Source organism: Brachybacterium phenoliresistens, assembly GCF_039530785.1.
GTDB lineage: Bacteria > Actinomycetota > Actinomycetes > Actinomycetales > Dermabacteraceae > Brachybacterium > Brachybacterium phenoliresistens.
The window spans coordinates 34508-48311 of the sequence record NZ_BAAAOW010000012.1 but is presented as its reverse complement, the minus strand read 5'-3'; the positions used below and the strand labels follow the sequence as shown (position 1 = coordinate 48311).

The following is a 13804-nucleotide window of genomic DNA, read 5'->3' as shown; positions in this document are numbered from 1 at the left end:
GTGCCCGGCGGATTAGAACGCCAGGAACACGACCGTCGTCACCAGCACCGCCGAGACGACGAGCGCCGGGACCACGCTGATCAGGCCGATGAGCACCCCGGGGAGCCCGGTCCGCCGCACCAGCACCCCGGCGGCGATGGAGGAGAGCACGAGGGCGCTCACCAGCGCCGGCAGGCCGATGATGACGCCGAGGAACACCAGCGAGTCGTGCGGGGTCAGCGTGCAGCCCCAGCCGATCCCGCTGCACTGCCCGCCGGGGTTCTCCGTCGGCGCCACGAGGATCGCGAGACCGTACAGCAGGACGGCGAGAGCCAGCACCCCCAGGACGGTCAGGGCCGCGCCCCAGCCCCGGCCCGGCCTGTGTTGCTGCTCGTCCGCCATGCCCGCTCCCCCTCGTGCCGTTCAGCGCCCTGTGGAGGACTCTACCCAGCGACCCCCGAGGATCCCTCGGCGCTCCCGTCCGAGCGCGAAGACCCGACCGTCCGCGGAGCGGATCCGGAGGATCGTCCGCGGCCCGCGCAGCAGGCGACGCGCCGTCACGATCTCGTGGCGCCCGGCGATGAAGCCCTCCAGCAGCGCGGCGAGCTCGTCGATCGCGTCGAGGTCCGGTGCGGGATGGTCCGCGAGATCGCAGAACTGGGTCCAGTGCCATTGGTCCAGGAGGACCAGGCCCACGACCTCGCCCCCGACCGCGTAGGTCGCCAGCGGCTTCCGCGCGCCGTCGCCGTCGCGGGAGATGCTCAGCAGGCCCGCGTCCCCGTCGACCGGGTCGATGCGCAGGCCGATCGGCGCGAGGGCCTCCGCCGCCGACGTCCGACACCGGGCTAATCGGACGCGGAGTCCACCAATGCCGTGCGGTAGACCGATTTTTGCATCTTCGCCCTTCGATGGTTGCGGTGGACTTCGGCTCACGATACTCTCTGACGAGTGACATCAGTCACATCAGGGGATACTAAGTCTTGGGGGATTCATGGGGAACTCATACCGCAAACGCCTGCTAGCTTTTGCGTCCATTTTCGTCGTCGCAACTTCCACATGCACATGGGCCACCTCAGCCTTTGCAGACCCGCCGGGAGAAAACCAAAACGACAGCACGGGCAGTCGGGCGTTCCTCTCAGAACCGAGCGCGGAACTCCAAGCTATCGATCAGAAGCTCCGGGAAGCACTGCGGAATAGCGGCGAAATGTTGCTTGGAACCGCTTTCACTTCGGACGGAACCATGATTGAAGTCCACGGCGAGTCCGCCACATCCGAATTACGCTCCGTCGTCCAGGGAGCGCTCAGTCACCGCGAGATGACTTTTGTTCGCTTCGTCGACTCGAACTTCAGCATCTCTGACTTCAATCGCTCTGCGGCGGAAGTACTTGAAACACGCACGGACTCAGGCGAGCTCGTCGGAATCGGGCTCGACGTCGCGACACAAACTGCGATCGTCACCATTGACACCGACCCCACCGGATCTATATCCGGTCTAAGCGTCCCCGATGGCGAACAGATCACCCCAGATAGTCGGGGGCTCTCGACTGACACTTCCGAACTTATGCGAGAAGTTGAAGCTACTACCCCGCTGCCCGTTAAGTTCACATCGGGAGAACTGAGCGTCTCTGCAGAAAATATGCGCTATCCGAACACTCCGCTTCCTGGCGGTGGACAGATTCGGTCGGCCCCCGACTATATTTCAGTCTGCTCCATGTCGGTCCCACTGAAGGTGAATGGTGAGACAATGATGCTCACTGCTGGCCATTGCGTAGGCTCCTCTTTCCGAACCACCGGAGCGTCCGGCACATTCGTTGGAAATACGTATACCACCTCCTATAGCACCAGCGGATCCGGCACACTGGAATCATATGGCGATTTTCGACTCCTCCGAGGGGGATCTTATGCCAAGCAGGTTTTGATGGGCCCCGTGTCCACGGCGCACCGCGAGCCTTACGGGGCGGCAGATTTCCTCCTTCCTTCACAGGGCACACTCGTGCTCACGTCAGGAAGAACCACTGGGACCAATGGAAACTACTTAGTACGCCGACCCACTCAACTTTCCAACGTGAACTACGGAACCGAAGAGAATCCGATCATCAAGCGGGTGCGGATGACGGAGATGGTCCTGCCGTCGCCCGACAACCCTCTGGAGTATACATGTGACGGATTCAGGAAGGGCGACTCCGGTGGGGCCGTCTTCCGATTCCGGGCATCTGGAGGGATGATCGCCTCCGGCAACGTGACCGCATTCGACGGCGTAGACAAGACCACCAACTGCCAGTACTACTACTCTCCCCTTGCGTACCTTCTTGATTGGAATTCGGGAGTATCATTTTGACCGGCTATACACCCCCGCAAATGACCACAAGAAGAGTCGTTGCTAGTTCGACGATCTTGGCGATTGCGATTCTCGCAGGTTGCACAGAACATGAGCAGGCCCCAGCCACAGCCCCATCGAAGGAAGCCCTGAGCTCCCTGGAGAGCGATATCGCCACGGATCGTTGCCTGGACGCATATCAGGCGGCACCATGGTTAAGCGACAGTGACCTTCCTGAAGTTCGCGAACACATAGACTCGGGAGAACCGATCACTATTTGCGATGTCGAATCGTCAGTGGACGCAATGCACGTCAACGTTTACACAGTCCTCCCGCCGCTGTACGGACTAGAGGAGTCCTGGCCCCGCGGCGCGGACCCCGGAGAGAAATGCGAGGTCGACACTGAGAGTTCGCGCACCTCATACTTGATTCTCAACGACGACGTCTGGCGCATCCAAACCCTCATGTGCTTTCCTATGCCCGTTGGATTCCTTTCCGACTTCGACACCCTGAAACATACAATCTAGTGACGTGGCTCACCGAGAGAAATCAATAATGATATCGTATGATGAAGTGACCCCAGCTTGGCGCGTCGGAGTTGCTATCTTGACCTGCAAACGAACACGTTAGACCCGTTGCGGTAACCGGCGGACGCGAGTCAGCTCGGCGACGGTCGAGGACTGCGGAATGCCATGTCTCATTCCGACGATGAGTGAAGTGTCCGGCACTGCTCGCCCCTGCGGCTCAGCTCGCGCCGGACCCCTCGGCGAAGCTCGCATCGACGATGCCCGCCACGTCCAGCGGCTCGGCGGCCGTGATCTGGCCGGCCTCGATCCACACGGCCTGCATGTTCTCGAGCTGTTCGGGCTGCGGGGCGAGGTCGGGCAGGTAGGTGTACATCGGCGAGGACTTCAGGACCTCGATGTCCTGGCCGAGGGTGTCGGCGAGGATCTGGTAGACCTCGTCGCTCTGCGGGCCGGAGGCGGCGAGGTCCTGCGCGCCCTTCGTGAGCGCGGTGAAGAAGGCCTGCGCCTGCTCGGCGCCGAGGAACGTCTCGGAGTAGAGCACGCCGGTGCCGGTGACGCCCTGCGCGGGGACGGCGATCGGCGAGGCGACCCCGGCCTCCTCCATCGCGGTGGAGAAGGGCGCCGAGGGGGTCGCCGCGGCCACGGACCCGTTGGTGATCGCGGGCTCCTGGTCGGGGGTGGAGAGGTTGGAGACCTCGACGTCGGCGAGGGTGAGCCCGCCCTCCTGCAGCATCGCCGCCAGCAGGTAGCCGCCGGTGGCGCCCTCGCCGCCGGCGACGGCGATCTTGCGGCCCTTGAGGTCGGCGACGGTCGTCACGGAGCCGTCGTCGATCAGCGCCTGGCGCACCTCGAGGGCGGTCGGGGAGTTCTCCGGGTCGCCCGGGGAGATCCCCATCGAGCCGACGACCTTGAAGGCCAGCCCCTGGGCGAGGGCGTTGAACATGCCGGCGCTGAACCCGGCGACCATCACGTCCAGCTGGTCGTTGGACAGCATCGGGATGCCGTCCTGGCCGGACTTCAGCGGCGTCAGCTCGATCGTGATGCCGGCCTCGGCGAAGTAGCCCTGCGCATCGGCCACGTACAGCGGGGCGAACAGGCCCGAGGGGACATGGCCCACGCGCACGGTGCCGGAGGCCCCGCCGGCGTCGGAGCCGGCCGGGTCCTCGCCGGTGACGGCGGGACCGCAGGCGGCCAGGGCCCCGCCGACGGCGGTGGCGGAGGCGAGGGAGAGGAGGGTGCGACGACGCATGGTGTGCTCCTGAGGCAGAGGAAAGGGGGACGGGCGGCGGGCGTCAGCGGCGCCAGGGCAGCAGCAGCTTCTCGCTGCGGCTGAGCAGGGTGGTCAGCACGGCGCCGATGATCCCGATGACCAGCAGGCCGACGTACAGCTTCTCCGGGATGAACAGCTGCCAGGAGTTCCAGATCAGGTACCCCAGGCCCGTGGTGGAGGCGCCGGTGAACTCGACGGCGGTCACCACGACCACGGCGGTGCCGGTCGCGGTGCGCAGCCCCGAGAACACGAAGGGCATCGCCCCCGGCAGCACCACGAAGCGGAAGCGGTCGAAGCCGGTGGCGCCGTAGGCGGAGCCCGCCTCGAGCAGCTTGCGGTCGATCGCCCACACCCCGGAGACGGTGCTGATCTGCATGACGAAGAACGTCGTGATGAACACGGCGATGATCTTGGGCAGCTCGGTGGGGCCGAAGATCATCAGCAGGATCGGGAAGATCGCGATCTTCGGCAGCGGGTAGAGCGCGGAGAACAGCGGCCCGAGGGCGGCGTTCAGGGCCCGCGAGGAGCCCATCAGCAGCCCGACGGCGATCCCGCACAGCGCCCCGAGTCCGCCGCCGATGAGCAGCCGGGCCAGGGTGGGGGCGGTGTGCGTCCACAGCTCGCCGCTGCGGAGCATCTCCCCCAGCGCGGCGAGGATGGTGGTGGGCGCCGGGAAGAACCGCGGGTCGATGATCAGCGCGCGGGCGCAGACCTCCCACAGCAGCACCAGCACCACCGGCGCGGCGATCGAGAGCACCAGGTCGCGGGTGCGCAGGGCGTTCTCCCGCGCCCGATGCGCCCGGGCGGCGACCAGGGTGCGGTCCTCACGGTCGGCGGGGCGCGGCGACGGGGCGGGGGCCGATGCGGCGTCCGGGGCAGGGGTGGTGCTCATGCGGTCTCCTCGGCCGCGCGGACGTCCTCGCGCAGCAGGTTCCAGATGCGGGCGCGCAGCTCGCCGAACTCGCCGGTGCGCTCGATGTCGACGGTGCGCGGCCGCGCGAACGGCACGGTGATGTCCTCGCGCAGGGTGCCGGGGCGGCCGGACATGACGATGATCCGGTCCGACAGGATGATCGCCTCGTCGATGTCGTGGGTGACCATGAGGACGGTCTTGCGCTCCTGCTCCCACAGGGCGACCAGCTCCTCCTGCATGAGCATGCGGGTCTGCGCGTCCAGCGCGCCGAGGGGCTCGTCCATGAGCAGCAGCGGGGAGCCGGTGGCGAAGGCGCGGGCGATCGCGACGCGCTGGCGCATGCCGCCGGACAGCTGGTGCGGGTAGGAGGCGGCGAAGTCGCCCAGACGCACCCGGTCCAGCCACTGCCGGGCGATGTCCTCGCGCTCGCGGCGGCCGGTGCCGGCCATCCGCAGCCCGAAGGCGACGTTGTCCAGCACGGTCATCCACGGGAAGACGCCGTGCTCCTGGAAGACGAAGGCGGCCGGCACGGCGTGCTCGGCGCCGGTGAGGGAGACCTCGCCGACGGTTCGCTCCTCGAGGCCGCCGAGGATCCGCAGGAAGGTCGACTTCCCGCAGCCGGACGGGCCGACGATGCAGGTGAAGGAGCCGGGCTCGAGGTCGAGGGAGAAGTCCTCGAGCGCCCACACGGGCTCGGTGCCGGAGAAGAAGACCTTCGAGACGTCCTGGGCGCGGACGGAGGCCTGACCTCCTTCCGACGGCGGCGTCGGACCTGGATTCATCGGAGCACTCCTGGAGGGTTCCCGGCAGCCCGGAGCTGCGGCGGGGGTGGGGCACGGGGCACCCGATCCTACTGACCGTCCCACTCTGCGATCCGCGCGTCTCGCACCGTGGTCGGCGCGCCGTGCCGCCGGGGGTGCCGGCGGGTCCCGGGCGCGGGAGTCACCGGCCGCGACGGGCGCGGAAGAAGGCGCGCAGCAGGTCCCCGCACTCCGCGGCGCGGACGCCGTCGGTGAGCTCGACCCGATGGTTCAGCCGTGGCTCGCGCACCAGGTCGTAGAGCGATCCGGCGGCTCCGGCCTTGGGATCCGGCGCCCCGACGACCACCCGGGCGATCCGTGCCAGCACGATCGCCCCCGCGCACATGGTGCACGGCTCGAGGGTGACCACCAGGGTGCAGCCGGTGAGGTTCCATCGGCCGCGGATGCGCGCGGCCTCGCGCAGGGCGAGGATCTCGGCGTGCGCGGTGGGGTCCTCGTCCGCCTCGCGGCGGTTGGCGGCCCGTGCGATGACGGCGCCGTGCTCGTCCACGACGAGGGCGCCGATGGGCACATCGGCCGGCTCCCGCCGCGCGGCCGCCGCCGCGTCCTCGAGGGCCATCCCCATCAGCTCGTGGTCGCGGGCAGTGGCTGCGGTCATGCCCCCATTGTCGCCGACGCGGTCAGCTCCCCGGTGCGCCGGGTCGACCCGCGACGGCGTACCGCGCGCAGGCGAAGGCCTCGTTGCGGGCCAGCTCGACCAGCTCGAGGTCCAGGCGGTCCGGGAACAGGGGGCGCCCGGCGCCGAGCATGACCGGCGCATAGGAGATGAGGACCTCGTCGAGCATGCCGGCGCGCGCGAACTGGGCGGCCAGGTCCCCGCCGCCGACGATCCATACGTCCTTCCCGGCGGCCGCCTCCTCGAGCCGGGGGCGCAGCGCCGCGACGTCGCCGGAGACCACGGCGACGTGGCCGGCCGGTGCCGCCAGGTCGCGGTGGGTGAGGACGAAGCTGGGCTGGGAGTAGGGCCAGGGCCGCGGGCCCGACTCCTCGTGCTCGAGGATCCAGGCGCAGGTGGTCGCGCCCATGACGATCGCGCCGATGCCTGCGATGAACTCCTCGTAGTTCATCGGCCCCGCCGCGTCGAGGGGCTGGGACAGGAGCCAGTCCAGGCTGTCGTCCGCGGTCGCGATGAAGCCGTCGAGGCTGCTGGCGGTGAAGTAGCGGTAGGCGGTCATGACGGGGCGTCTCCTCCGGTGAGGGTCCTGCGTCGCCACAGGATGGGGTCGGGGTCGGGCGGGGCGTGCTCGGGGCCGATGCCCGCATCGGCGAGCATCCAGCGGGCGAGCTGGCGGCGGTGGGCGGAGAAGGTGAGCTCGTGGGCGACGATCTCGGCGAGCAGGAACGACTCCGGCGGTTCGCACAGGGCGTCGACGATGCGGTCCTGCCAGGCGCCGCGGCGCTCGACGTCGCGGATCATCGCCAGCCACCGCGGGGCGACGTCCCGGTGCCGCTCCCGCAGCGCGGGGACGGCGTCCGGCACGTCCAGGTCGGGCGCCGCGGCGCCCTCGATGCTGGCCAGCCACGGCTCCTTGCTGATCACCAGGTGGCGCAGGACCTCGGTGATCGAGGTGTCGGGGCCGTCCCAGGCGCGCGGGGCGCTGCCCGGCAGGCGCACCCGGCGGCAGGCGTCCTCGTCCAGGGCGGCGGCGGAGTCCAGCAGGGCGTCGATGTCGTCGAGGTCGTGGGAGACCAGCAGCGCGAGCACGTCCCCGGCAGGATGCTCCCGCACCCCTCCGGCGTCGACGTACAGGACCGTCGGCGAATGGAAGTGGATCCCGTTGGGCGCCGGCAGCCAGTGGCCGCGCTCGCGCGGCGGCGGCATCGCGCTCGGCGGATGCCCGTAGGCGCGGCGGAACGCCCGGGAGAAGCCCTCGAGGGAGTCGTAGCCGGCGGCGAACGCGGCATCGGTCGCGCTGGTGCCGCGCTGGAGGCTCCATGCCGCCTGCTCGAGGGCGACCCTCCGGCGCAGGGCGGCGGGCGTCTCCCCCGCGCCGGCCCGCACGGAGCGGTGGAAGTGGAAGGGCGAGAGGTGCGCGCCGGCGGCCATCTCCTCGAGGGAGGAGCCGTCGGCGTCCAGCACCGCATCCAGCAGGCGCCGCAGGGGATCGTTCTCGCGCATGCCGCCAGTATCCGCGCCCCCGCGCCGGGGCGCTTGACCGTGCTTGCTCACCTGCTGCGACGGGCGCCTGCGCCGCCGCGGCCCCGCGGCGCGTGAGAACCGCCTCCCGCGCGCCCGGCGGGACGGGGATCGGGGTGTGCGCGCCGGGGCGCTCCGGTAGATTCCCCCCATGCGCGTCCTCGAGATCGACCACCCCCTCGTCGCCCACAAGCTCACCGTGCTGCGCGATGCCACCACGCACTCCTCGGTGTTCCGCCAGCTCGCCGATGAGCTGGTCACCCTGCTGGCCTACGAGGCGACCCGCCAGGTGCGCGTGGGCGACGTGGAGATCAGCACGCCGGTGACGGAGATGACCGGCACCAAGCTCACCAACCCCAAGCCGATGGTCGTGCCGATCCTCCGCGCCGGCCTGGGCATGCTGGACGGCCTGACCCGCCTGCTGCCCACCGCCGAGGTCGGCTTCCTCGGCATGGTCCGCAACGAGGAGACCCTCGAGGTCACCACCTACGCCAACCGGCTCCCGGAGGACCTCACCGGCCGCCAGTGCTTCGTGCTGGACCCGATGCTCGCCACCGGCCACACCCTCATCGCCGCCGTCGAGTACCTCACCGAGCGCGGCGCGAGCGACGTCACCTGCGTGACGCTGCTGTGCGCCCCCGAGGGCCTGGCGGCCATGGAGGCCGCGGTGGATCCCGACATCGACCTGACCATCGTCACCGCCTCCATCGACGAGAAGCTCAACGAGAAGGGCTACATCGTCCCCGGCCTCGGCGACGCGGGCGACCGCCTCTTCGGCGTCGTCGACTGATCATCCCTCCCCTGCCCCTGGTCCCCTGCCCTCTCCCGGCGGCGCGGACCGGGCAGCGGCGTCATCCGCGGACACGCCGCGACATGGGGTGTCATCCCCGGACCGGCGGCGGCATCGGGCGAGAGCCACGCCACATGCGCGACATCACCGCAGGCAGCGGGCTCGCCCGGGCGGCGGGCGCGCCCCGCGGGAGCACCGCGGCCCCCGCACCGGTCCCAGATCGTGGAACGTCGATTGCGCTCCGCCGCACGCCGCAGGCATTGTTGCCGCTATGACCTCGCTCGCGCATCGCTCCGAGGCCGCCCGCCGGGCGGCCCGCTCGATGATGCGCTCGATGCGAATGATGATGTGCATGTGCATGATGCACCGTCAGCCGAGCCTCTGAGCGCTCGAGAATCCTCCGGGGTCGGCTGACAGGAGCCGGCCGAGAGGCGCGGGCTCCAGGTGCCACCGGGAGCACAGCCCGCAGATCCGCCCACCACAGGCGTCGATCACCACGGGATCCCGGGTCCGCCACCGCTCGCGCAGCAGCGCACCGCATCCCCGGAGCCACATCATGACCGTCACCCTGGACCGTCCCGCCGCCCGCACCGCCGCCCGCCCCTACGACCGCGGCGTCGCCTCCGCCTCGCCGGCCCCCGCCGGACAGGCCGTCACCATCACCCTGACCGTGACCCTCCCCTCCGGCACCGCCGACGTGGAGGCCGCGAACCTCGCCGACTCCCTGCGGGCCCACGCCCAGCGCCTGACCTCGGGCCGTCGCGCCCGCGCCAGCGTGCACGTCTCCTCCCCGCACCCCTTCACCGCCACCACGCAGGGCGCCGCCCGGACCCTGCCGCCGACGGGCCAGACCCCCGCCGCCTCGCCCCTGCGCCCCCGCCGGGCCGGGATCGTCTCCCCCACCTCCCCCGCCCGCCGCGACGCGGAGGCCGCCCGCCGCCGCGTGCTGCAGGCGACCGCCGTGAGCCCCTCCTCGGCCGCGGTCCCCACCGGCGCCGCGCTGGTCATCGACCTCTACGGTCGCCGCGTGCGGATCGACGGCCAGGACGTCGACTTCACGTACAAGGAGTTCGAGCTGCTCGCCCACCTGGCGCGCAACGCCCGCACCATCATCACGCGCGAGGACCTCATGAACTCCGTCTGGTCCGGCGCCGGCACGGAGACCGGCGAGCGCACCGTGGACGTGCACGTGCGCCGCGTGCGCAGCAAGCTCGGCGAGTACCGGAAGCTGATCAGCACGGTGCGCGGCGCCGGCTACCGCCTGGACCCCGGAAGCGACGTCGCGATCCTCGGCTGAGGCGAGCTCCACCACCGGGCCCCCACGGCGGGGCCGTGGTGCGGGGCGCCCGTCACGAGGGCGCCCCGCACCCTTGTGCCCGCACGACGGCGAGTCCTTTCCGCACGCCCGGGCGGCCCTGGCGCGGATTTCTTCGCGCGCCCGGCCCGCGGCCGCCGGACCGCCGCAGCCGCATCCTGCGGGGAACGGGATCGGCCCGCGGATCGGGGCTTGCGCCCTATGCCGCCGCCCCGTGCGGAATGCACCGCCGCGGCCCGCGCAGACGTCGACCGGGAACCGCAGACCGATTCCGAATTCCGCATTCTGCTCTGCACCCGGTCGCGCCGCGAACCGCATTCCTCCCCGAGGGAAAACCTCTCGGACATCGGCCCGGACCGCGACAATCACCCCGCAGACACGCGCCCAGAATATGCGCCAGACACCCGCCCATAACCTTCCAGCGGACGACCGACCACAATCTCGAGTAGCCAGATTCGCAGGTCACGGGATGATCACGGACCGCTCTCAGGAACTTCCAAGACGCCCTTGACCCGTGTGCCGCAGGTCACGTAGGTTCAGTGCCGTGCCAGGATCAGTCCAGGTCGCACCCAGTTCGGGCCGCATCGCGGCGGGCGCACCTCGATGCCTCCCGGCGCGGCACGCATTCGATGGAAAGGTCAGTGGAATGTCAAACAAGACCGGTCGGCGTTGGTATGCGAAGGCGGCGGTCGCGGTGGCCGCATCGGCTCTCGCCCTGAGCAGCGCCCCTCTCGCATATGCCGAAGGTGAACACGACGGCGGACATGGCGGCGGGCATGGCGGCGGTGACGCCTGCACATTCTTCCTCGAGCACATGTGGGCGAATGAGGACGGAATTCCTCTGCTCGGAAGCCCCTCGCACCTGAACGAGTACCACACGGATCCCACGTACGACAATCTCGTCCTCTCCCTCGCGAGCGGCGCCATCGGCAACTCGCAGATGCCGGTCATCGACATCTACGGCGGCCCGCTGGGGTGGATCCCCGTGTTCAACCCCTCCCACGTCAAGGGCCACGGGACCGACTACGTCACCCTCCTGACCTCCTGCGGCGGCGTCGGCATCCCGCTGAACAGCAACGACCTCACCGCGCTGAACGTCGACTCGGTCGAGCAGCTGGCGGACATGTCCGACCTGATCATGCCGGGCCTGCCCTCCCCCGAGATGCTCACGGACCCGACCTACATCTGGAAGACGACGGACGCCTCCGACATCCTGGCGCGCGTCACCCCCGAGACCCTCCTGAACATGGAGGAGTACGCGGGCTTCGCCGGCGACCACTTCGACACCTGGCGCCTGCTGTGGGAGACCGCGCTGAGCGACGTCTCCAGCGGCAACCCGACCGGCGTCCTGGACGTCCTGAAGATCACCGACAACATCCACACCCTCGAGTCGCTCTCCGGCCCCCTCGGCGGCGTCACCGAATCGGATCTCCTCGGCGAGGGCGGCGTGACCGACCTCCTCGGCGAGCAGGGCACCACGGGGCTGCTGGGTCCGGACGGCGTCGGGGGCCTCCTCGGCGAGGACGCGACCTCGGGCCTCCTGGACGGCCTTCCCACGGATGACCTGCTCGGCGGGGACGCCGCCGGCGGCCTGCTCGGCGGGCTCCTCGGCGGGGACAGCACCGGCGGCCTGCTCGGCGGCGCGGGCGGCCTCCTCGGCGGCGGTGGCAGCGACGGCGACGGCGACGGTGACGGCGACACCATCCCGGGCACCACCAAGTTCTCCTCGATCGCGGACGGCAGCGCCGACGGCGCCGGGGTCGCCCAGTGCCAGGGCTCGCTCACCGGCGACGTCCTGTCGATCACCTGCGTGTACGCCCAGATGCCCTCCGAGGACACCACGGTGGCGCTGAACATCGGCGATGACACGCTCGAGCTGGAGTCCTCCGGCGGGACCAGCGGAGGCGCCGTCGGCTCCTTCGAGCTGACCGAGGACCAGAAGGCCTCGCTCGCCGCCGGCGATGCCACGCTCACGGTGACCTCCACCGGTTCGACCTCGAGCGAGCTCACCTCCTCCCTCGCGCCCTGCTGATCGGCGCACCCTCGAATCCCTGACGTCCCCGTGACGTGCAGCGCGGGACGGGGCGGAGCCGTGGAACCACGGCTCCGCCCCGTCTCCTCGTGGGCCACCCCGGGCCCGCTCCGCGCCCGTCCAGGCGCCGTCACCGGCGCCCCGACGGCCCTCCCCCACGGCACGAGCACGACGACAGGAACGACCCCGCATGACCCGCACCGCCGAGGCCCGCCCCGCCCTGCGACCGCGGCCCCGAGGATGGCTCGGCCCGCTCCTGCAGCGCCTGCACTTCTACGCCGGGATCCTCGTGGGCCCCTTCATCCTCGTCGCCGCCACCAGCGGCGCCCTGTACGTCATCTCCCCGCAGATCGAGGAGGTCGTCTACGCGGACACGCTGCACGTGGCACCGTCCGCCACGACGCTCTCCCTCGGCGAGCAGGTCGAGATCGCACAGGCGCACGTCGACGGTCAGGCGCCGCTGTCGGCCATCCGTCCCGCCCCGGAGCCCGGGGACACCACGCGCGTGATGTTCGCCCAGGAGGGCCTCGGCGAGAGCGAGTCCCGAGCGATCTTCATCGACCCCGGCACCGGCGAGATCCGCGGCGACCTCACCGTCTACGGCACCAGCGGCTCCCTGCCCCTGCGGTCCTGGATCGACCATCTGCACCGCGGCCTCCACCTCGGGGACGTGGGCCGGCTCTACAGCGAGCTCGCCGCGTCCTGGCTGTGGATCGTCGCCTCCGCCGGCCTCGCGCTCTGGATCGTCCGGGCGGGCCGGACCCGGATCGGTCGGCATCGGGAGCCGTCCCGCCCCCGGGCCGGCGGCCGCCGCCGGCTGCTGCGCTGGCACACCGTGATCGGGTCCGTGGTCCTGCTCGCGGCCCTGTTCCTCTCCGCCACCGGGATCACCTGGTCCCAGCACGCCGGGGCGAACGTCACCGGCCTGCGGGCGAGCCTGGGGTGGGCCACGCCCGCGATCAGCGCCTCGCTCGGGGGCACGGAGCCCGCCGCGGACGAGCACGCTGAGCACTCCGGGGGGTCAGAGCACGCCGGCCACCACAGCGGGACGACCGAGCCGTCCGGCGCGGCGATGGATCCGAGCGATCCGATGCACGTCGACCACGTCCTCGAGGTCGCGCGCGGCGTGAACATCGACTCGACCGCCGTGGAGATCCTCCCGCCGGCGCAGCCGGGCACCGCCTGGGTGGTGCAGGAGATCCACCGCAGCTACCCGACCGAGGTCGACGTCGTCGCCATCGACGGCACCACCCTCGAGGTCGTGGACCGGGTGGACTTCGCCGACTACCCGCTGATGGCAAAGCTCGCCCGATGGGGCGTGGACATCCACATGGGCACGATGTTCGGGCTCGTGAACCAGATCGTCCTGTTCCTGGTCGCGATGGGGATCGCGAGCATGGTCGTGCTCGGCTATGCGATGTGGTGGCGGCGACGTCCCCGAGGGACGCCGCGGCTCCTCGGCTGCCGGGCCCCGCGCCGCGGCGCCCTGCGCGCGGCGCCCTGGTGGGGCCTCGCCGCCGTCGGCGCGGTCGCCGTGGCCATCGGCCTGGTCCTCCCGCTGGTCGGCTGGACGCTGCTGGGGTTCCTGGCCGTCGACCTGGCCCTGGCCCTGCGGCCGGCGCGGGCACCGGCCACATCGCCGCGCTGAGCGGCGGGACGTCCCCCGGGCGGCGCGCGCCCGGCTCGCTATCCTGACCCTCGGT

General features: G+C 70.6%; 13 protein-coding genes. 5 read left to right on the top strand and 8 right to left on the bottom strand.

Features of this window, described 5'->3' with window-relative positions; all coding sequences use genetic code 11:
• Window positions 1-12 precede the first annotated feature (12 nt).
• On the bottom strand, window positions 13-381 hold the full coding sequence (locus ABD234_RS17750) for a hypothetical protein (RefSeq protein ID WP_344359110.1): 369 nt from the start codon (window positions 379-381) through the stop codon (window positions 13-15).
• A 21-nt stretch (window positions 382-402) separates the two neighbouring features.
• Window positions 403-675, bottom strand: a complete 273-nt coding sequence (locus ABD234_RS17745) for a hypothetical protein (RefSeq protein WP_344359107.1) — start codon at window positions 673-675, stop codon at window positions 403-405.
• A gap of 295 nt (window positions 676-970) precedes the next feature.
• Between ABD234_RS17745 and ABD234_RS17740 the strand changes: the two genes are divergently transcribed.
• On the top strand, window positions 971-2317 hold the full coding sequence (locus ABD234_RS17740; protein ID WP_344359104.1) for a chymotrypsin family serine protease: 1347 nt from the start codon (window positions 971-973) through the stop codon (window positions 2315-2317).
• Between the two features lie 723 nt (window positions 2318-3040).
• Here ABD234_RS17740 and ABD234_RS17735 read toward each other — a convergent pair.
• The 6 genes from ABD234_RS17735 to ABD234_RS17710 all read right to left on the bottom strand — a co-directional run bounded on the left by ABD234_RS17735 (window position 3041) and on the right by ABD234_RS17710 (window position 7946).
• Window positions 3041-4072, bottom strand: a complete 1032-nt coding sequence (locus tag ABD234_RS17735; protein WP_344359101.1) for an ABC transporter substrate-binding protein — start codon at window positions 4070-4072, stop codon at window positions 3041-3043.
• A gap of 43 nt (window positions 4073-4115) precedes the next feature.
• Window positions 4116-4985, bottom strand: coding sequence for an ABC transporter permease (locus tag ABD234_RS17730; protein ID WP_051486669.1), 870 nt, complete (start codon window positions 4983-4985; stop codon window positions 4116-4118).
• Complete coding sequence (locus ABD234_RS17725; protein ID WP_344359096.1) at window positions 4982-5788, bottom strand: ABC transporter ATP-binding protein; 807 nt, start codon at window positions 5786-5788, stop codon at window positions 4982-4984. Before ABD234_RS17725 ends, ABD234_RS17730 begins: the two co-directional genes overlap by 4 nt.
• 160 nt (window positions 5789-5948) lie before the next feature.
• Entirely contained in the window at window positions 5949-6425 is a 477-nt protein-coding gene (tadA, locus tag ABD234_RS17720) for a tRNA adenosine(34) deaminase TadA (RefSeq protein ID WP_344359092.1), read from the bottom strand.
• Between the two features lie 22 nt (window positions 6426-6447).
• A complete protein-coding gene (locus tag ABD234_RS17715; RefSeq protein WP_344359089.1) occupies window positions 6448-7002 on the bottom strand; it encodes a dihydrofolate reductase family protein in 555 nt (184 codons plus the stop codon).
• Entirely contained in the window at window positions 6999-7946 is a 948-nt protein-coding gene (locus tag ABD234_RS17710; RefSeq protein WP_344359085.1) for a helix-turn-helix domain-containing protein, read from the bottom strand. Before ABD234_RS17710 ends, ABD234_RS17715 begins: the two co-directional genes overlap by 4 nt.
• Before the next feature lie 169 nt (window positions 7947-8115).
• On the opposite strand from ABD234_RS17710, the gene upp reads away from it, so the two are divergent.
• The 4 genes from upp to ABD234_RS17690 all read left to right on the top strand — a co-directional run bounded on the left by upp (window position 8116) and on the right by ABD234_RS17690 (window position 13749).
• Window positions 8116-8754: a uracil phosphoribosyltransferase gene (gene upp / locus ABD234_RS17705; protein WP_344359082.1), complete on the top strand. Its 639-nt coding sequence runs from the start codon at window positions 8116-8118 to the stop codon at window positions 8752-8754.
• A gap of 556 nt (window positions 8755-9310) precedes the next feature.
• On the top strand, window positions 9311-10051 hold the full coding sequence (locus ABD234_RS17700) for a winged helix-turn-helix domain-containing protein (RefSeq protein WP_038371702.1): 741 nt from the start codon (window positions 9311-9313) through the stop codon (window positions 10049-10051).
• 832 nt (window positions 10052-10883) lie between these two features.
• Window positions 10884-12101: a hypothetical protein gene (locus ABD234_RS17695; RefSeq protein ID WP_344359077.1), complete on the top strand. Its 1218-nt coding sequence runs from the start codon at window positions 10884-10886 to the stop codon at window positions 12099-12101.
• A gap of 190 nt (window positions 12102-12291) precedes the next feature.
• A complete protein-coding gene (locus tag ABD234_RS17690; RefSeq protein WP_344359074.1) occupies window positions 12292-13749 on the top strand; it encodes a PepSY-associated TM helix domain-containing protein in 1458 nt (485 codons plus the stop codon).
• Window positions 13750-13804: the final 55 nt, after the last annotated feature.